19 protein-coding genes are annotated in these 19,573 nt (G+C 58.3%); 7 read left to right on the top strand and 12 right to left on the bottom strand.

Annotated elements, in window-relative coordinates; translation table 11 throughout:
• Position 1: 1 nt before the first annotated feature.
• Complete coding sequence (locus ACR0DT_RS18415) at positions 2-667, top strand: flagellar hook capping FlgD N-terminal domain-containing protein (protein ID WP_480712148.1); 666 nt, start codon at positions 2-4, stop codon at positions 665-667.
• Positions 668-755: 88 nt separating this feature from the next.
• The gene (locus ACR0DT_RS18420) at positions 756-1,607 is read left to right on the top strand and encodes a phosphotransferase family protein (RefSeq protein WP_480712149.1); all 852 of its coding nucleotides are present in this window, start codon (positions 756-758) and stop codon (positions 1,605-1,607) included.
• Here the strand turns inward: ACR0DT_RS18420 and ACR0DT_RS18425 are convergent.
• The 5 genes from ACR0DT_RS18425 to ACR0DT_RS18445 all read right to left on the bottom strand — a co-directional run bounded on the left by ACR0DT_RS18425 (position 1,593) and on the right by ACR0DT_RS18445 (position 6,879).
• A complete protein-coding gene (locus ACR0DT_RS18425) occupies positions 1,593-2,894 on the bottom strand; it encodes an NAD(P)/FAD-dependent oxidoreductase (protein ID WP_480712150.1) in 1,302 nt (433 codons plus the stop codon). The genes ACR0DT_RS18420 and ACR0DT_RS18425 overlap by 15 nt on opposite strands.
• Positions 2,891-3,709, bottom strand: a complete 819-nt coding sequence (locus ACR0DT_RS18430) for an ABC transporter permease (protein ID WP_480712151.1) — start codon at positions 3,707-3,709, stop codon at positions 2,891-2,893. The genes ACR0DT_RS18425 and ACR0DT_RS18430 overlap by 4 nt, the downstream gene beginning before the upstream one ends.
• Complete coding sequence (locus tag ACR0DT_RS18435; RefSeq protein WP_480712152.1) at positions 3,706-4,596, bottom strand: ABC transporter permease subunit; 891 nt, start codon at positions 4,594-4,596, stop codon at positions 3,706-3,708. The genes ACR0DT_RS18430 and ACR0DT_RS18435 overlap by 4 nt, the downstream gene beginning before the upstream one ends.
• Positions 4,596-5,723 carry an ABC transporter ATP-binding protein gene (locus tag ACR0DT_RS18440; protein ID WP_480712153.1) on the bottom strand — a complete coding sequence of 376 codons (1,128 nt, stop codon included), beginning with the start codon at positions 5,721-5,723 and terminating at the stop codon, positions 4,596-4,598. The genes ACR0DT_RS18435 and ACR0DT_RS18440 overlap by 1 nt, the downstream gene beginning before the upstream one ends.
• A 70-nt stretch (positions 5,724-5,793) precedes the next feature.
• On the bottom strand, positions 5,794-6,879 hold the full coding sequence (locus tag ACR0DT_RS18445) for a polyamine ABC transporter substrate-binding protein (RefSeq protein ID WP_480712154.1): 1,086 nt from the start codon (positions 6,877-6,879) through the stop codon (positions 5,794-5,796).
• A 140-nt stretch (positions 6,880-7,019) separates the two neighbouring features.
• Between ACR0DT_RS18445 and ACR0DT_RS18450 the strand changes: the two genes are divergently transcribed.
• Both ACR0DT_RS18450 and ACR0DT_RS18455 read left to right on the top strand, forming a co-directional pair.
• A complete protein-coding gene (locus ACR0DT_RS18450; RefSeq protein ID WP_480712155.1) occupies positions 7,020-7,703 on the top strand; it encodes a GntR family transcriptional regulator in 684 nt (227 codons plus the stop codon).
• A 75-nt stretch (positions 7,704-7,778) separates the two neighbouring features.
• A complete protein-coding gene (locus tag ACR0DT_RS18455; RefSeq protein WP_480712156.1) occupies positions 7,779-9,176 on the top strand; it encodes an aspartate aminotransferase family protein in 1,398 nt (465 codons plus the stop codon).
• A gap of 109 nt (positions 9,177-9,285) precedes the next feature.
• Here ACR0DT_RS18455 and ACR0DT_RS18460 read toward each other — a convergent pair whose 3' ends face one another.
• Together ACR0DT_RS18460 and ACR0DT_RS18465 are read right to left on the bottom strand one after the other, a co-directional pair.
• Positions 9,286-9,549, bottom strand: coding sequence for a hypothetical protein (locus ACR0DT_RS18460; protein WP_480712157.1), 264 nt, complete (start codon positions 9,547-9,549; stop codon positions 9,286-9,288).
• A gap of 575 nt (positions 9,550-10,124) precedes the next feature.
• Entirely contained in the window at positions 10,125-11,423 is a 1,299-nt protein-coding gene (locus ACR0DT_RS18465) for a lytic murein transglycosylase (RefSeq protein WP_480712158.1), read from the bottom strand.
• Positions 11,424-11,534: 111 nt separating this feature from the next.
• Between ACR0DT_RS18465 and ACR0DT_RS18470 the strand changes: the two genes are divergently transcribed.
• Complete coding sequence (locus ACR0DT_RS18470; protein WP_480712159.1) at positions 11,535-11,921, top strand: DUF1801 domain-containing protein; 387 nt, start codon at positions 11,535-11,537, stop codon at positions 11,919-11,921.
• Here ACR0DT_RS18470 and rnr read toward each other — a convergent pair.
• From rnr to dapE, 3 genes are read right to left on the bottom strand one after another with little or no spacing between them, the layout of a single operon-like run.
• Positions 11,912-14,170, bottom strand: coding sequence for a ribonuclease R (gene rnr / locus ACR0DT_RS18475; RefSeq protein WP_480712160.1), 2,259 nt, complete (start codon positions 14,168-14,170; stop codon positions 11,912-11,914). The two genes, ACR0DT_RS18470 and rnr, sit on opposite strands and share 10 nt — an antisense overlap.
• A 47-nt stretch (positions 14,171-14,217) precedes the next feature.
• A complete protein-coding gene (locus ACR0DT_RS18480) occupies positions 14,218-14,793 on the bottom strand; it encodes a TIGR04282 family arsenosugar biosynthesis glycosyltransferase (protein ID WP_480712161.1) in 576 nt (191 codons plus the stop codon).
• 3 nt (positions 14,794-14,796) lie between these two features.
• A complete protein-coding gene (gene dapE, locus ACR0DT_RS18485) occupies positions 14,797-15,936 on the bottom strand; it encodes a succinyl-diaminopimelate desuccinylase (RefSeq protein ID WP_480712162.1) in 1,140 nt (379 codons plus the stop codon).
• Positions 15,937-16,133: 197 nt separating this feature from the next.
• Here dapE and ACR0DT_RS18490 point away from each other — a divergent pair, with 197 nt between their 5' ends.
• Positions 16,134-17,192, top strand: coding sequence for a transporter substrate-binding domain-containing protein (locus ACR0DT_RS18490; RefSeq protein WP_480712163.1), 1,059 nt, complete (start codon positions 16,134-16,136; stop codon positions 17,190-17,192).
• On the opposite strand, the gene ACR0DT_RS18495 is transcribed toward ACR0DT_RS18490, so the two are convergent.
• Complete coding sequence (locus ACR0DT_RS18495; RefSeq protein WP_480712164.1) at positions 17,189-17,533, bottom strand: hypothetical protein; 345 nt, start codon at positions 17,531-17,533, stop codon at positions 17,189-17,191. The two genes, ACR0DT_RS18490 and ACR0DT_RS18495, sit on opposite strands and share 4 nt — an antisense overlap.
• A gap of 345 nt (positions 17,534-17,878) precedes the next feature.
• Between ACR0DT_RS18495 and ACR0DT_RS18500 the strand changes: the two genes are divergently transcribed.
• Positions 17,879-18,511, top strand: coding sequence for a hypothetical protein (locus ACR0DT_RS18500; RefSeq protein WP_480712165.1), 633 nt, complete (start codon positions 17,879-17,881; stop codon positions 18,509-18,511).
• A 136-nt stretch (positions 18,512-18,647) separates the two neighbouring features.
• Here ACR0DT_RS18500 and dapD read toward each other — a convergent pair whose 3' ends face one another.
• The gene (gene dapD, locus ACR0DT_RS18505) at positions 18,648-19,475 is read right to left on the bottom strand and encodes a 2,3,4,5-tetrahydropyridine-2,6-dicarboxylate N-succinyltransferase (RefSeq protein WP_480712166.1); all 828 of its coding nucleotides are present in this window, start codon (positions 19,473-19,475) and stop codon (positions 18,648-18,650) included.
• Between the last annotated feature and the right edge of the window lie 98 nt (positions 19,476-19,573).

Genomic DNA, 19,573 nt, shown 5'->3' on the forward strand with positions numbered 1-19,573 from the left:
CATGATCACCCCAACGCAATCGGCAACTCAGGTCAATACGCAGCCGCAATCGACATCCCAGTCGCAGGCAACCTCGATCGCATCGGATTTCGACACGTTCCTGTTGCTGATGACGACCCAAGCACAAAACCAGGATCCGTTAGAGCCGATGGATTCATCCGAATACGCCTCGCAACTGGCGCAGTTTTCAATGGTCGAGCAGCAGGTTCAGAGCAACGAGCTGCTGACCGAACTGGCGCTGTCTCTGGGCGGTATCAAGCTTGAAGACCTCGCCAGTTGGGTCGGCATGGATGTCCAGACCACTGCGGCATTCCACTTTAACGGTGAGCCCGTAACCTTTACCGCGCAAGCGGCAGCGACTGCAGACCGCGCAGTAATGGTGATCCGCGACAGCAACGGCACCGAGATCGAAAGGATTTCCGTACCGGTGACCCAAACCGAATTTGACTGGGCCGGAACAACAAGCGATGGCAGTCCGCTGCCGACGGGCAGCTACTCGGCCACATTGGAAAGCTATGAAGGGGAAGAGTTGTTATCGGCCCAGCCGGTCTCAACCTACAATCAGGTGGTTGAAGCGCAGGTAGGGGAAGATACGGTCTTGCTGACGTTGGAAAGCGGTCAGGTGGTCCCGGCCGGGATGGTAACCGGGGTACGAACCGGAACTTGATCTGCAGCGCGGGACAGGCCAAACCAGTGCAATCTGCGACTCGCTTTTTGTATCGGTGAACCCACTGCCTGCCCAAACGTGCCCCCCTTTGGACCTTGTTGAAGACCTGCGCCGACGGGGGCTGATTGCGGCGGAAACGCAATTTCAAACCCTGTATGGCGGAAGGACCAATCAGGTCTGGAAAGTGTTGGATAAAAAAGGCGGCAAGGTTCTGAAACTTTACGGGGCGGGGCTGCGCAATCCACTGTTCCGCAACGATGCCGAGTTAGAGGCCCAGTGCCTGACCGCATTGGAGCCCACCGGCTTTGCTCCCCGCCTGCGCGCGACGGGTCAGCACGAAAACGGTCGATGGGTGTTCTACGATCATGCACCGGGCACTCCCTGGCAAAAGGAACCGACGCAGGTTGCGATATTGCTAAGCAGATTGCATGAACTTGATTTGCCGATACAAGCGCCCAGCGGTTGCAATGGCAGCACGGATCTGGCCCAGCACGGGCAGAGCATTCTCGACGGTTGCAGCTCGGCTATGCGGCATCAATTGGAACGGCTCAAGCCGGACGATCTGGTGCAACCGACGCAAAACACCTGCCTGATACATGGCGACCCGGTGGCGGGGAACATTCTAGTCTCGCCTTCGGGACTGACCCTGATCGATTGGCAATGCCCGGCGCAGGGCGATCCGAGCGAAGACCTCGCGCTGTTTTTGTCTCCCGCTATGCAGCACCTGTATCGGGGGGCTGCTTTGACGTCAGCCGAGGAAGACCAGTTTCTGTCCGCCTATAAAAATGCAGATGTCGTGGCCAGGTATAAATCACTGCGCCGTTGGTATGCGTGGCGGATGGCGGCCTATTGCCTGTGGCGAGTGGAAAACGGGGCCCCGGATTACGCGGCTGGGCTGGATTTGGAACGCGCGCCGCTGCAACCGTCACAAATCCAATAGGGCCATCATCGCGTAAGCCGGAGGCATCAAGGCGCGCCGCCAGCGTCCAAGTGGGAATCGCGAAGGAACACGCGCAATCGGATCGGGCAACCCGGCCTCTTGCCCCAGAACCATCCGGGCCAGTGCCCGCCCGCAATAGGTGCCCATCGCCACCCCGTTGCCGTGATAGGCAAACCCGGCGAACATCCCCGGTTGATCCGCCACAGGGCCGACATAAGGCGTCAGTCTCCGCGACAGACAGACCATTCCCGACCAACTATGGGTAACGTCGACCGCTGCCCATTCCGGGAACATTTGCCTGAAATCAATCAGGGCCTTCCGACGAATGGCTGCTTCGGCTTGCGCAGAGGAACGCAGCCCGCCGCGCATCCCGAACAGAAACCGCCGATCAGGCATCAGGCGGAAATAATGCAATAAATGACGGGTATCGTATGACATCTGGTCAGAGGTCCAGCCTTGAGCCTGCAAGTCAGCCTCGGACAGAGGGCGCGTTACCAATACCGTGGACTGGACGGGCATATACCGCCCTGCCAGCCAGGGCGGCAAGTCTTCGCTGGAATATCCATTGGTGCAGATCAACACGTTTGCGGCGCTTATACGACCCGAAACTGTGTCTACGTCAAAGCCAGATTGCGTTTTCCGGATCGTTTGCACCGCACTGTTCTGGAACAGTGTCGCACCCAGCATCTGGGCCACGCGCGCCATCCCGAACAGGTATTTTCTAGGGTTGAGCGCAAATCCGACCGGGTTGGTGTAACCGCCAAAAAACCTGCCGCCAAATCCAAGCCCAGGCAGATCGTCAAGGGTGTGCAAAGTCCCCACCCCCTCGGCCCGGTTGCGCAGTTTTTCCATCGCTCGGGGCGTATGAGCCAGCTGGGTTTCACCCCTTGAATGCACATCCGCGTCGATAGCGTGGGTTTTCAGCAGATCAGCGACAAGATGAACCGCGTCTTCCTCAGCCTGCGCATAGCTGTGCGCGGCACTCTCTCCGAACTGGCGAACCATTGCGCTGTGGCTCAGCTTTGAGCCCCCCAGACAGCAAAACCCACCGTTGCGTCCCGAAGCGCCCCAACCGGGCGTCCCGGCCTCGAGCACCGCAACCGAGACACCGGCACTAGCCAAATGCAATGCGGCTGACAGCCCGGTGAATCCGCCGCCGACAATGGCAACGTCAACTTTGTACTCACCGTTGAGGACCGACCAATCGGGGCTGGTCACTGTCTCGTCCCACCAGCAGTTGGTCCGGGGGCCGGGCCCGTAAGTGTAATCCGGAAACAGCCGCTTCATTCGGTCCGCGCAGCAGCCATTTCATCCTGCTTTTGTCGCATCATAGCGCGTTTCGTGACCAGCGACGCAGTGATAACACCCACCGTTACGATCGCGATCATGATCGTGGACAACGCGTTGATCTCAGGACTGACGCCCAGTCTAACGGCTGAGAATATCCTCATCGGCAAGGTCGTCGCTGACGGTCCTGAGGTAAATGAGGCGATCACCAGATCATCCAGCGACAGGGTGAAGGCCAACAACCAACCCGAAATCACCGCAGGTGCAATAATCGGCAGGGTCACCAAACGAAACGCCTGCGCCGGTGAACAGCCCAAATCCAGCGCAGCCTCTTCCAGCGACTGATCGAAGGTCACAAGGCGCGAGGAGACCACAACCGAAACGAAGCACATCGAAAAGGTCGTATGCGCCAGAACGATAGTCAGGATGCCTCGATCCAATCCGATACCGATGAACAGCAACAACAGCGACAGGCCTGTGATGACTTCGGGCATCACCAGAGGCGCATAGATCATGCCAGAGAACAGAGTGCGGCCAAAGAAACGCCCACCCCGCACCAGGACATAGGCCGCGGCGGTGCCCAGAATGGTTGCTATTGTCGACGAGAACACAGCAACGCGCACTGTCACCCATGCAGCATCCAGAAGCTGCTGATTCTGGAAAACTTCGCCATACCATTTGGTCGAGAACCCGGCCCAGACCGTCACTAGTTTGCTTTCGTTGAAGCTGAAGATGATCAGGATGATCATCGGGATATAAAGGAACGCGAACCCCAGCGTCAGAGATACTGTGTTGAACCAGCTTAGCCTGTTCATTGCTCAGCCTCCGCCTGCTTTTGCTGGTTGCGCTGGAACAGCACAATCGGCACCACAAGGATCAGCAGTAGAACCACTGCCACGGCGCTGGCAACTGGCCAGTCGCGATTCGAGAAGAACTCCTCCCACAGCACTTTGCCGATCATCAGTGTGCCCGAGCCGCCCAGCAGAGACGGAATCACAAACTCACCAATCACCGGGATCATGACCAGGAAACACCCCGCGATGATACCGGGGCGTGACAGAGGAATGGTCACCAGCCAAAACGCCTGCAAACGGGAACAACCCAAATCCTCAGCCGCTTCTATCAGGGACCCGTCCATACGCTCCAACGACGAATAGACCGGCAGGATCATGAACGGCAGATAGGTATAGACGATGCCGATATAGACCGCCCATTGCGTGTTCAGAATGGTCAGCGGGGTCGAGATGATGCCCAGCCACAGCAGCAACTGGTTCAGATAACCTTCGTTCGACAAAATCCCCATCCACGCATAAACGCGGATCAGGAACGAAGTCCAGAATGGCAGAATCACCAGCATCATCAGCGTCGGCCGCCATTCGACCGGTGCACGGGCCATGCCATAAGCGATCGGGTAGCCCACTAACAACGTCAGAAAGGTCGAGATCACCGCGATCTTGACGCTCGACAGATAGGCTTTCCAATACAGGTCATCCTCGGTCAGCCAGACGAAGTTTTCGAAATCCAGCTGGCTGAAGAACTCTTTGATCCCGGCCCAACCCTGCGACAGGTCCAGCGTTGGCGTATAGGGCGGGATGGCCAGTTCGGTATCCGACAACGAGATCTTCAGAACGATGAAGAACGGCACCAGAAACAGCGCCAGCAGCCAGACATAGGGAACGGCAATCAGAAACGCGCGGCGCATCAGCTGGCCAGCAAAACCGCGGCGGTCGCTGTCCAGGACAGCCAGACCGGGTCTTCCCACGTGAAGGAACGGCGCGAGATACGGCGGGTATTGGCCGTCTGCGCCTTGATGATCGTACCGTTTGGCAGTTCGACGTGATAGGTGGAAAGGTTGCCCAGATAAGCGATGTCATGCACCTTGCCCTGCACGGCGTTGATCGCATCCGCAGGGCGGTCAGCAGAGATTGTCACCTTTTCGGGCCGGATTGCCAGATGACAGGTCTGACCGCTTGAAAAACCATTGGCTGAGGTTGCCGTCAGCGGTGCCTGTCCCTCGGCCCAGTCGATCTGATAGGAGTCTTCGCCGTTGGCGGACGCCCGGCCCTCGATGATGTTCACGTCCCCGATGAAGTCAGCGACATAGACCGAGTTCGGGTTCTCATAGATACGGTCCGGTGTTTCCACCTGCATCAACCTGCCCTGATCCATTACGGCGACGCGGCTGGCGACGGTCATCGCCTCTTCCTGATCATGGGTCACGATCACAAAGGTGGTGCCGGTTTTTTCCTGAATGTCCATCAGTTCAAACTGCGTATCCTGCCGCAGTTTCTTGTCCAGCGCGCCCAGCGGTTCGTCCAGCAACAACAGCTTGGGCGCCTTGGCCAGCGACCGCGCCAGCGCCACCCGCTGCCGCTGCCCGCCCGAGATCTGGTGTGGCTTGCGGCGAGCAAATTGCTCCAGCCGGGTCAGGCGTAGCATCTCTTCGACACGCTCTTCCAGATCATGCTTGGGCATGTTGTCTCGGCGCAGGCCGAAGGCGATGTTTTCCCAAATGCTGAGATGCGGGAACAGCGCGTAGGACTGGAACATCATGTTCACCGCCCGTTTGTTCGGCGGGATCGGATCGATGTCCTGACCGCCCAGCATGATGTGCCCTTCGGTCGGGGTTTCAAACCCCGCCAGCATTCGCATCATGGTGGTCTTGCCGCAGCCCGAAGGCCCAAGCAAGGCAAAGAATTCTTTCTCGAAGATATCCAGAGACAGGTTGTCGATGGCCGTGAATTCACCAAACCGTTTGGTGACATTCCGGAACTGGATCAAAGGTTTCGCCTGTGGATCATTCCACGGCTCAAAGACGTCAGAGTTCAAAACGGCCCCCGTTCGACAATCTGGAAAAAAGGAGCAAGGCGGTAGAACCGCCTTGCGCAGATGTACCGGATCAGGTGCCGGATTTGATCTTGGTCCACAGTCGGGTCACGACCCGCTGCGTTTTCGACGGGTAAGGTGAGAACGTGTAGAGGTTTTTAACCGTTTCCTCGTCCGGGTAAATCGCTGGATCGCCGATCACGTCTTCTGCCAGCAAGGCTTGCGACGCCTTGTTGCCATTGGCAAAATACACGTAATTTGACGCATCCGCCATATTCTGAGGATCCATGATGAAATTCAGGAATATGTGCGCGCCGTCCACATTCGGCGCATCCGTCGGGATTGCCATCATGTCAAACCACATCAGCGAACCTTCAGCAAAGGCGTTGTAGGCGATCTCGACGCCGTTATCGGCTTCGGCTGCGCGATCACGCGCCTGCAACACATCACCGGACCAGCCGACCGCAACGCATATATCTCCATTGGCCAGCGCGTTGATATACTCCGAGCTATGGAATTTCTTTATATACGGGCGAACAGCCATGAGAGGTTCTTCGACCTTGGCGATAATATCAGGATCCTGGCTATTCGGATCTTCCCCAAGGTATTTCAACACCATCGGGACGATTTCGGTCGGTGCGTCGAGGAAATATACGCCGCACTCCGCCAGCTTCTCCATGTTCTCGGGCTTCAACACCAGGTCCATGCTGTTCAGCGGAGCGTCTTCACCCAGCACTTCTTTTACTTTGTCGACATTCAGGCCGATGCCGGTAGTACCCCACATGTAGTTGATCGCATATTCGTTGCCCGGATCATATTGATCTGTGCGTTCCTGGATCACGTCCCACATGTTCCCGATGTTCGGAAGTTTGGATTTGTCCAGTTTCTGGAAGGCGCCCGCCTGAATCTGCCGCTGCAGAAAATCCGCTGTCGGCACAACCACATCATAGCCCGAGCCACCGGCCAGCATTTTGGTTTCCAGAACCTCGTTACTGTCGAACACGTCGTAGATCAGCGTCAGGCCGGTTTCTTCTTCGAATTTCGCAAGCAGGTCCTCATCGATATAGTCGGACCAGTTGTAAACACGCACCTCTTCGGCGAATGCCGCCGAACTCCCCAATGCGATGATCGCCGTCATCGTCAGCGTTTTGAGTGACATTTTTTTCTCCCTGAAAGTGTACGGGTATAATCCCGTTTTTTTGGATTTGATCAAGTTTTGCGTTTTCCCCCGATCCCGCGTATGGTTTCACGAGGCCTGAAACCTGGCAAGACATCATCACTGGAAACGGGGCAAACCAATTGGATTTGATCAAAAATAAGGCATCCAGCACAAAGGCGGAGACCGAAAAACGGCCCGCGCATGAGCAGGTCTATCAAACCCTCAAATCGCAGATCATGTTCGGCGAATTGGTGCCCGGACAGCCTGTCACGATACAAGGTCTGACTGATTCGCTTGGGGTGGGTATGACCCCCGTGCGAGAAGCTATCCGCCGCCTGATCTCGGACGGGGCTCTGGTGTTTCAGGGCAACCGCAGGGTCAGCGTGCCCTTGTTGTCGGCAGGTGATGTCGAACAGATGATCTTTGCCAGAATATCAATAGAATCAGAACTTTCTAAACGCGCAACCGCGAATATGAGCAACGCGGATATCGACAATCTCGAACGCATCGACCGACGGCTGGACCGTACAATCGCGGATGGGGATGTCAGCGGTTACCTGCATCTGAACCACACGTTCCACGAAACGCTCTATTCCTTCGCCGACGCCCCGATTCTGCGTGATCTGGCCGAGCGGCTGTGGCTGAGATTCGGGCCATCTCTGCGCGTGGTTTGCGGTCGTTTTGGCACGCAGAGCCTGCCGGACAGGCACAAGGACATCATCACTGCCCTACGCGCAAAAGATGCTCAAATGGCTGCAAAAGCAACCGCTCAAGACATCGAGCAGGGGATGGAGTTGATGGCGGACGCTCTTATCGAGGGTTAGGGCCCGGCGATTCGATTGACAGAAAAAAATTTGATCATATTGTAAACGTCAACCGCTTTTGCAGGAGATTCCCGGATGTCCACCATCACCAATCATATGCCCACCGCCGAATTGCAGGCGCTGGATGCCGCCCATCACATGCACCCGTTCTCGGCCAATGGTTCGCTAGGTCAGGAAGGTGCGCGCGTTATTACCCGTGCCAATGGGGTCTATCTGACCGACAGTGAAGGCGAAGAGATTCTGGACGCCATGGCCGGTCTGTGGTGCGTCAATATCGGCTATGGCCGCGATGAGCTGGCCGATGCCGCCGCCCGCCAGATGCGTGAGCTGCCGTATTACAACACGTTCTTCAAGACGACCCATGCGCCCGCCATCGCCCTGGCTGCGAAACTGGCTGAACTGGCGCCGGGCGATCTGAATCACGTGTTCTTCGCCGGTGGCGGGTCCGAGGCGAATGACACCAACATCCGTCTGGTGCGTACCTATTGGGCCGAGAAAGGCCAACCCGACAAGAACGTCATCATCAGCCGTCATAATGCCTATCACGGATCCTCCGTGGGGTCCGCGTCTTTGGGTGGTATGGCAGGGATGCACGCGCAGGGTGGCATTCCAATCCCGAACATCCATCACATCAACCAACCGAACTGGTGGGCCGAAGGCGGAACCATGACCCCCGAGGATTTCGGCCTTGCCCGTGCACGCGAGCTTGAGGAGGCCATTCTGGAGCTGGGCGAAGACCGCGTCGCCGCCTTTATCGCCGAACCCGTACAGGGTGCGGGCGGCGTGATCGTGGCACCCGATAGCTACTGGCCCGAGGTTCAGCGCATCTGTGACAAATACGATATCCTGCTGATCGCGGATGAGGTGATTTGCGGGTTCGGTCGCACTGGCAACTGGTTCGGCTCGGAAACCGTGGGCATTCGGCCGGATATCATGACCATCGCCAAGGGGCTTAGCTCGGGCTATGCGCCCATCGGCGGGTCCATCGTCAGTGATGAGATCGCCAAAGTTATCGGCGGCACCGAGTTCAACCATGGCTATACCTATTCCGGTCACCCGGTCGCGGCGGCTGTTGCGTTGGAAAATCTGCGCATCCTCGAAGAGGAAAAGATCGTCGAACACGTCCGAGACGTAGCTGCACCCTATCTGAAGGAGAAATGGGAGGCATTGGCCGATCATCCGCTGGTGGGTGAGGCCAAGATCGTGGGCATGATGGCCTCCATCGCGCTGACGCCGGACAAAGCAAGCCGCGCTAAGTTCGCCTCGGACCCTGGCACGGTCGGCTATATCTGCCGCGACCGCTGCTTTGCCAACAACCTGATCATGCGCCACGTGGGCGATCGGATGATCATCTCGCCGCCGTTGATCCTGACCCATGCGGATATCGACGAAATGTTCGTGCGGATTTACAAGTCGCTGGATGAAGCGCAAGCCGAGATCATGGCACAAGGGCTGATGAAAGCGGCGGCGTAGGTCAGCGTTCAGATTAACTTAGAAACGCAAGGGGCGGTTGGCTTAACAACCGCCCCTAGTTTTGAAGATCCGAGTCTTGCTCGGCCTCTTTAGGTTTAATGTTACAGAGCTACAAGTCGTCCGGAGAAAAGCCACTCCGGCTCCAACTATCCTCGTAGTCTCCCAACACTCTGGACAATCCTAAAAGTGACGCAAAAATTCGTGCGTAAAAATCCCGCGACATGAGTGGCTCGTTTTCGTCCAGTAACTGGACGAGTTTGGCGACGTCTGCAGCAAAGACATCATAGACCTCTTTGTCCGTGGAAGTTGGGTCCAATGTCCAGATATTGCGTTTGTCGTAGTACTGCGCTGGCTGTGGTGCATCTTCGGTCATGGTGCGGCCTCATCATTTGAAGCACACTTGGGATCGATCAGGCTACTGGCAATATACGTGGCAGGTAGTCACAATAAAATGGCGGCCGAGACCATAAGATTCAGACTAAGACACCTCAGTGACGTTAGTGTTTGAAGCCGCCCTTGCATATTCAAGCTGGTGAAACCAACTGGCATTAACTTGGGAACAGTTGGTACATTCGCACGACGCCGGTGGTGTTTGGCTCGGTTCGCCTGTGTTTATGCCTTGTGTATCAGTCCCAGCCTCTGTCAGGCGTGCTAGCAGTTTTCAGCGCTAAAAAAGCTCAGCACACGAGCACTGCAGCTGCATCGCGCGGAAATATAGAAATTGTCGCGCGATAAAAAACTTGATTTGATGCATCTTGGATTCAAATATATGAATGCGATCCAGTTTTTTATTACCTCTACTGGTGTCGCGACCCGCTAAACTGTTGGGTCCACCTCCCGTCTATCGTAGTGAGTGGCGGTAGTCGGGAGGTCACACATTCCAAAAAGCCGGAAACTGAGAGTAATGTCTGCACCGCGCCCCTAAGCAATAGCAGGGCTCGTAAAATATCACCGCAACCGCTCCAAAAGTTTCAAACTGGCATACCCATCCGGCAGCAGCCCTTGGGCCAGTTGGTATGCGCGCACGGCGTCGGTCGTATTTGGCCCGGTGCGCCCGTCGATGCCCTGCGTATCAAAGCCTGCTTCGGTCAAACGGGATTGCAGTTCCTTTTTCTCGGTGAAACTCAGCACTCGATCGCCGCGCGGCCAGTTGGCTTGAAACGGCGCGTGGCCGGCCAGACGGTCGGACAGATGGCCGATGCCAATGACATAGGCATCAGCGCCGTTATATTTCTCGATCACGCCGAAATTGTCGAAGATCATCAGCGCCACGCCTCGCCCTCCGGCGGGCAACAGGATGGCCGCCTGTCCGTGATCCGGAACCGGCTTGCCATCGTGCCCTACCACGCCGCGCGCAGCCCAGTCCGATGGCCGCAATGTGTAATCCCGCTTGGCCGTGGCGTAGTCGAACCCGTCTGGCAAGCGCACTTCAACGCCCCAGGGCTGACCCTTGGTCCAGCCATGCCGCGCCAGATAGGCGGCGGCAGAGGCCAGCGCATCGGTCGGGTCCTCGGACCAGATATCGCGCCGTCCGTCCCCATCGAAATCCACTGCATGATCCAGGTATGAGGTCGGCATGAATTGCGTATGACCCATCGCGCCCGCCCAACTGCCGACCATATTGCGAGGACTGATATCTCCCGCCTGAATGATTTGCAGTGCCGCAATCAGCTGGGTTTCAAATAACTGCGCCCGCCGCGCATCAAAAGCCAGAGTCGCCAGAGACCGGATGGTGTGATCGCTGCCCCTAAACGTCCCAAACGAGGTCTCAAGCCCCCAGATCGCCGTCACCACCTCTTTCTCGACGCCAAATTGCGCCTCAATCCGGGTCAGGGTCGCGTGATGGCGTTCGAGCCCGGCGTAGCCGTTGCTGATCCGCGTGTCTGAAACAGCGGAATCCAGATATTCCCAGATCGGTTTTGAAAACTCGGCCTGATTGCGATCCCGTTCGATGATTTTCTTGTCATAGGTCAGGCCCGCCAGCGCCCGATCCAGCGTCGAAGTGGAAATACCCTGTTGGATCGCACGCTCGCGGAACGCCCCCAGCCACGCCTGAAAACGCGCGTTTCCTTCGGTCGACACCCGGTACTCCTTGTACGAAGGCCGCACGACCGGTCGGAGAGACACGGTTATATCGGCCGAGGCCAGCTGAAAGGTCTGTGAACCATCCGCTGAGTTAAGGGATTCCGCCTGCACAATGGATGCCCATAATGCAGCGGCAATGACGCCACTTGTGCATTTACGCATTCCGAAATTCCTGATTACTGCTCAACTTCAGGATAGCGCAAATTGAGAGATTCACAAAGCGCTCAGATCAAAACGCCTGACGCGCCCGGCTAATCGGAATAAGCTCCCGGGATGACACCCTTTAACGATCCCAAAGTCGCCGCCGTGTTTGACGCACTGCCAACAGAATCCCGCTCAGGTGCGCTTGCCTTGCGTGGGTTGATCTTTGACACCGCAGCAACTTTGCCCAGCGCGCAGCCTCTGCAAGAATCGCTGCGCTGGGGTCAACCTGCCTATCTGTCCCCGAAGGGTTCGACAATCCGGATCGGCACGCATAAGGCCGCGCAGTTTGCGCTATTCGTCCATTGCCAAAGCCGGTTGATGGGCGATTTCACCTCGGCCTTTCCCGGTGAGGACCGGCTGGATGGCAACAGGGCTGTGTTGTTTGACGACCCCGCGCAGATCGACCCGACGCGCCATGGCTGGTTGATTGCGCGGGCGCTGACCTATCACCTCTGACGGCGTTTGCGTTCAACCTTGCGCTTGATCTTGTCTTTCTTGCGCTTGGAACTGACCGCTTTGCGCCGGGTTGGTCGGCCTTTCGGGCCACGACCGCGCGGCAGGGCCTGATCATCAATAGACAGCAGCTCCAGCTCCAAACCACCGGTCACAGGCGTCGCCGCAGCAAGACGCACGGTGACACGCTGGCCGATCGCGATGATCAGCCCGGTGTCTGATCCCATCAACGTCCCGGCCTCGCGGTCAAAGTGGAAAAACTCGCGCCCCAGCGACCGGACAGGCACCAACCCATCCGCACCGGTTTCGTCCATTTTCACAAAGGCCCCGAACCGGGCGATACCGCTAATCCGACCGGTGAATTCATTCCCCACCCGCTCGCTGAGATAGGCGGCCAGGTAGCGGTCGGTCGTGTCCCTTTCCGCCATCATCGAGCGGCGTTCGGTGTCCGAGATATGGGTGGCGGTTTCATCCAGCCGGGCGATTTCGTCCTCGGTCAGCCCGTCATCACCCCAGCCATGGGCCGTGATCAGCGCCCGGTGCACGATCAGGTCGGCATAGCGGCGAATGGGCGAGGTGAAATGCGCATAGTTCCGCAGCGCCAGACCGAAATGGCCAAAGTTTTCGGCGTTGTAATACGCCTGCGCCATCGACCGCAGCGTGCTGAGATTGATCAGTTCGGCATCCTCGGTTCCAGCAGCGGCGTTCAGCAAAGCATTCAAATGCCGGGTTTGCAGCACCTGCCCCTTTGCCAGGTTAAGACCGGCGGTCTGCGCCGTTTCCCGCAGACTTTCCAGTTTCTCAGGCGCGGGCTCTTCGTGCACGCGGAACAGCAACGGGCGGCGTTTGGCGATCAGGGTCTCGGCGGCGGCGACATTGGCGAGGATCATAAATTCCTCGATCAGCTTATGCGCGTCCAGCCGGTCGCGGAACGCCACGCTGGTCACCTCACCCGTGTCGCTGAGGACGATCTTGCGCTCCGGCAAGTCCAGCTCCAGCGGTTGGCGTTCAGCGCGAGCCTTTTTCAAGGCCGCATAAGCGGCATAGAGCGGTTTCAGAACAGGTTCCAACAAAGGCCCGGTGCGATCGTTAAGATTGCCGTCGATAGCCTCTTGCACCTCGGCATAGTGCAGCGAAGCAGCCGAGCGCATAAGACCCCGCACGAACCGGTGGCCGATCTTGTTGCCTTCGGCGTCGATCTGCATCCGCACGGCGATACAGGCGCGCGGGACGCCTTCGTGCAGCGAACACAGATCGCCCGACAGTCGATCCGGCAACATCGGTACAACGCGATCCGGGAAATAGCTTGAATTGCCCCGTTTGCGCGCCTCACGATCCAGCGCGGTGCCGGGCTGCACATAGGCGGCGACATCGGCGATGGCGACCCAGATAACATGGCCACCGGGGTTTTTCGGATCATCATCGGCATGCGCGTAACAGGCATCGTCATGATCCCGCGCATCTGAGGGATCGATAGTCAGCAGCGGCATGTCCCGCAGGTCTTCGCGCCCTTTCAGACCGACGGGTTTGGCCTTGTCAGCCTCGGCAATCACCTTGTCGGGGAAGTCGTCGGGGATGCCATGCTGATGGATCGCGATCAGCGAAACTGCCTTGGGGGCCGACGGGTCACCCAGCCGTTCGACGACACGCGCGCGGGGTAAACCCATGCGGTTCTTCGGGCCTGCCTGTTCGGCCTCGACCAGTTCGCCATCCTTGGCACCCAGCACCGCGCCATCATGGACCAGCCATTCTGTCGAACCGGTCTTGTCGATGGGCACGATCCGTCCACCTTCGGCCCCTTTACGGAAGATACCGACGATCCTGCGCGGGTTGGTGCCGATGCGGCGGATCAGGCGGGCTTCGTAGTTGTGGTCCTCTTCATGCACCACCGTCAGGCGCGCCAGGATGCGGTCACCCTCGCCCAGCGCCGGATCGCTGGCGCGCGCAACGATCAGAACGATGGGCTCGACCCCTTCGCCATGCCATTCCAGCGGGCGCGCGAACAGGTCGCCATCGTCGTTCGGTGCCTTCACCTGCAACACACTGACAGGCGGCAGTCGGTCCGGGTCACGATAGCTGCGCTTGCGCTTTTCCAAATGCCCTTCGGCCTCAAGCTCTTTGAGGATACGCTTCAGATCAATCCGATCCGCGCCCTTGATGCCAAAGGCCTTAGCGATATCGCGTTTCGAGGTCAGGGTGGGGTTCGCCGAGATCCAATCGAGGACCTCTTGCTTGGTAGGGATGCGAGTCATATTTCCGGCGTATCACGGGGATGCGACCGCGTCATGACCAAAAAAGATCAGGGTTTCAGATCGGCAACCGTGTCCACGTCGCGCAAATGATCCAGAAAGGCCACCCGCGTTCCAGGGATTGAGGCTAGCGTATCGGCCAGCGCATGTTCCGTAGACCATCGGACATTGCGAAACAGGGTCGTGGGCAAGGCCCTATAGCGTTGCGCGCCAACCAGCCAATACCCCCCGTCCGGTGCAGGTCCGAACACCATTTGCGTCGAGCCCAGCGCCTTGAACGCCTGCGAAATATGCGCCCGTGTGATGCCGGGAATATCCGCTCCGATCAGGCAAACAGGCCCATTCGGCATGCCTCGCAGCATCCGGCCCATGCGGTGGCCCAGATCGCCATTTCCCTGCGGCGCACGTGGCAGTTCAATCGGCCAGATACGGCTTTTCAACCCCTCACGGTCCGGCGACACCGCCAGCACAATCTGCCAACGCGGATCGCGCAGCCGCCGGATCAGCGAGCGGGTCTGATGCCGAAACCACCAGGCCGCGCCGACCATGCCGATATCGCGACCCAGACGAGTCTTCACCCGCCCCGGGTGTGGCTCTTTGACCATGATGACCAGAGTCCGCTGCATGGATCAGGCGAAATAGTCCCGCAGGATGCGTGTGTAGATCGCTTTAAGCTGGTCGATCTGCGCCACCTCGACGCATTCATCCACCTGATGCATAGTCCGGCCGACAAGGCCGAATTCAACCACCGGGCAGTGGTTTTTCACAAACCGCGCATCCGAAGTACCGCCGGTCGTGGACATCTCGGGGCGCATGCCCGTTTCCGCCTCAACCGCTTGCGCCACCAGATCCGAGAGCGGGCCGGGCGGGGTCAGGAAGCTTTCGCCCGAGATTTTGATTTTGATATCGACCTCGACATCATACGCCTCGGCCACACGCTGCGCCTCGGACCGCAACCAGTCGCTGAGGCTTGCGCCCGAATGCAGATCATTGAACCGGATATTCACCGCACCGCTGCACTGCGCCGGGATCACGTTGGTCGCGGAATTGCCGGTGTCGATGTTCACAACCGCCAGTGTCGAGGCATCAAAGTGATCAGTACCCTGATCCAGCTCGTGGCTGGCCAGATCGTGCATCAGCCGCGCCATCGCGGGCAGCGGGTTTTTAGCCCGGTGCGGATAGGCTGAATGCCCCTGTACGCCGGTCACCGTGAACCACGCCGTCATCGAGCCGCGGCGCCCGATCTTCATCATCTCACCCATCGTGTTGGGGCAAGTTGGCTCGCCAACCAGACAGACCGACATGCGCTCATCCGCGCTGTCCATGTAATCCAGCAATGCGGTCGTGCCGTCCAGGGCGTCGCCCTCTTCATCACCGGTGATGGCCAGAATGACCGCACCGTCAGGCGGCGTGCCCTGAACGAAATCCACCGCCGCCGCCGCGAAAGCCGCCACACCGGATTTCATGTCGGTTGTCCCCCGCCCGTACATGACGCCGTCATGGATTTCAGCTCCGAAGGGTGGCATGGTCCAAGCGGCCTCATCCCCAACCGGAACAACATCAGTATGACCGTTGAACCCAAAGCTGCGCGCGTGACCTTTTTCGCCCCAGCGGGCAAACAAGTTGGCGATGCCACCACGGTCAACCCGCGTGCAATCGAACCCCGCATCCGACAGCAGCTTTTCCAGCAACACCAGCGCGCCACCTTCGTTGGGTGTGACCGATGGGCAACGGATCAGATCCGCCGTCAAGTCTACCGGATCTGTCATGGTGGCCCCCCTTTGGTTCATTCGCGCACAGATTCAACGAATTGGATCGATTGCCAACCCCTTCCCGCCCGATTCCGCGGGCTTTTTTCCGTTTGTATCGCGCTGACACCCCAATAAAACACGGGTCTTTACCCCGCGACCACCTTGCCGCGCCCTTCAAATTTGCGTTAGAGCCGCGCGAAACAGGTAAACTGAATATGATACGCGCCCTTTTCGCACTGATCTGCCTGACCTTCGCCACGTTTGCGCAGCAAGCCAAAGCGCAGGCACTGGAGGTCACCACCGTGACCCGCCCTCCGTTTTCCTATGTCGAAGACGGGGCCGAAACCGGTTTCTCCATGGATCTACTGTCGGCACTGGCCGAGTCTCTGGATTGGGACTACTCGGTCAATCGGGTCGAAGCATTCAGTGACATGCTGGGCGCGGTGCAGGACGGCACCGCCGATCTGGCCATCGCCAATATCTCGATCACCGCCGCGCGCGAAACGCAGATGGATTTTAGCCAGCCGATATTTGAGGCCGGTTTGCAGATCATGGTCCCTTCTGACGCCGCGCGCCGGCCCTCGCTGCTGCAGGCCCTGCTGTCTGTCGAATTGTTCATCGCCATTGGCCTTGCCTTTGCCATCCTGCTGGGTGGCGGCATGCTGATGTGGGGGTTCGAGCGCCGCTCGCAACCCTATTTCGACCGCAAGCTGAATGAGGCTTGGTTCCCCTCCTTCTGGTGGGCGCTGAATCTTGTGGTCAATGGCGGGTTCGAGGAACGCATGCCGCGCACCCCGTTTGGCCGCGTGCTGGGCGTGGTTCTGGTGGTGTCATCCCTGTTCATCGTGTCGGTCTTCACCGCAAGGATAACTTCGGTCATGACGGTGGATGCCATCAGCGGCAGCGTAAATTCGGTCAACGATCTGTATGGCAAACAGGTGGGCACGATTTCGAACTCGACCGCCGCCAATTTCCTAAACCGGCGCGAGATTGAATTCACCGGATATCCAGGTCTGGATGAGGTGCTGACCGCCTTCCGCGACAAGGATCTGGACGCAGTGGTTTTTGACGCGCCGATCCTGTCCTACTACGCCTCGCATGAAGGACGCCGGATTGCGTCAATGACCGGCGGTATATTCTTGCGCGAAAGCTATGGGATCGCCTTCCCGACCGGCTCACCACTGGTCGAGGACGTCAATCAGGCGCTGCTATCGTTGCGCGAAGACGGCACTTATGACGAAATTTACCGCAAGTGGTTCGGGGTTCGGAACTAACCCTGATCCTCATCCCCGAAAAACGGCGTCATCTGTGCGACAATAACCGCGTTTTCATCCAAAGCCCGCTGCATCAAGGCCCGCTCGTCCGGGTCGATGTCATGGCCCTGCGCCTCTCGCTCGGCCAATGTACCATAGCCTGTGACATCCAGCGGCGCGGTGTCGGCCTGCTTCAGGATCGCCACAGTTTCGCGGACGGCTTCAGCCTCATCCACTCCACTGGCGAAACACATCAACGCTGCCCCGGTCGCACCTTCAGGCAAGCCATCGCCATCCTTGCGGCCGATCTGCACAAGCAGGGTATAGACTTGCTGACGAGAGGGTTTCTTTTGCTTTTCCATGGCGCCTGCCTTACGGGCGGAACAAGACATGGTCAACTCATTGAACGATCCGACTTTCGGGCCCGATTCGGTATACAAGCAAATTTCACCGTGCAGGAGCCAAACTGCGCCCAAGTCTGTGCAAAAAGAACACACAGCTCTGGAAAAAATATCGCGAATGGATTGACATCAGATTCGATCAGATTCCGCATGGTTGAAAACGGCGTCACTTTGCCGAAATTTTCAGATAATTTGCGCAATTTTTGGCTTACCGCAGTGCTGCTCGTTTAGGTCGATACGAGCGATGGAAAGCGAAATTTAAAATAGCCCCACTATTGATCGCAATTTTTTGAAAAGGAAAGTTCGATGAGTACGTTGTCTAAACTCCTAACTACCGTAGCAAGCGTGTCCATACTGGCTCTGGTTCCCGCAGCGTTTGTTGTGACGATGGCGTCTTCCGACTCTGCGCTGGCTAACGAGCACAGTGAAGACGGTGAAAGCGAAGGCTACGGGAACGACGACGACGGTGACGATGGCGACGACGATGGCGACGGTGACGATGGCGGCGACGACGGTGACGATGGCGGCGACGACGGCGACGACGGTGACGATGGCGGCGACGATGGCGACGACGATGGCGGCGGCGACGGCAACGATGGCGGCGACGACGGCGACGACGGTGACGATGGCGGCGACGATGGCGACGACGATGGCGGCGGCGACGGCAACGATGGCGGCGACGACGGTGACGATGGCGGTGACGACGGCAACGATGGCGGCGACGACGGTGACGATGGCGGTGACGACGGCAACGATGGCGGCGACGACAGCAACGATGGCGGCGACGACGGTGACGATGGCGGCGACGACGGCAACGATGGCGGCGACGACGGCAACGATGGCGGCGACGACAGCAACGATGGCGACGATGATGACGGCAAGTACTCTGGTGGTGAAGACGGTGGTAGTGCTGTCGAACGACCAGGCGAAGATCGCTGAGCAGATTTATTCTGGCGTTAAGCAGGCGACGAAATCAAAGTTCGTTTTGCTCAAAATCCAGAATTATCGATTGCCATACTTAAATCAGATGAAATGCCCGAGCTCCGCTCGGGCATTTCCCCTTTGTACTAACCTGTTAGTCACGCAACAATTCATTGATGCCGGTTTTTGAACGGGTCTTTTCATCGACCCGCTTCACAATCACTGCACAATACAGGCTGACATCGTTCTTGGACGGCATCGAACCGGCTACAACCACCGAATAGGGCGGTACTTCGCCATACATGACCTCACCGGTTTCACGGTCAACGATTTTGGTCGATTTACCGATGAACACACCCATGCCCAGAACCGAGCCCTCGCGGACGATGCAGCCCTCGACCACCTCGGAACGTGCGCCGATAAAGCAGTTGTCTTCGATGATAGTGGGGCCCGCCTGCATCGGTTCCAATACGCCGCCGATACCGACGCCACCCGACAGGTGCACGTTCTTGCCGATCTGCGCGCAAGACCCAACGGTGGCCCAGGTGTCGACCATGGTGCCCTCGTCGACATAGGCACCCAGGTTCACGAAGGACGGCATCAGCACCACGCCCGGCGCGACATAGGCGGATTTGCGAACCACACAGTTCGGCACCGCGCGGAACCCGGCGGTACGCCATTGATCCTCGCCCCAACCGGCGAACTTGCTGTCCACCTTGTCCCACCAGCCACCAGCCTGCGGCCCGCCCGACTGAATCTCCATGTCCTTGATGCGGAAGCCCAGCAGAACCGCTTTCTTGGCCCATTGGTTTACATGCCAGTCGCCGCTGTCCAGTTTTTCGGCAACACGCAGCGAGCCGCTGTCCAACGCGTTCAGCGTGTCTTCAATCGCTTCGCGTTGTTCGCCGGTGGTGGCGGGGGTGACGGTGTCGCGCGCCTCCCAGGCGGCTTCGATGGCGGCTTCCAGTTGCGCGTTGGACATTTGGCGGCTCCCTGCAGAATCTGTTCACGTTGGTGTTGCCTATACGCAAGCAAGGGACTGGCCGCAATGCGACGCAGAACGCACGCTTTGCGGCTGAT

The organism is Ruegeria sp. BI11 (genome assembly GCF_056538005.1).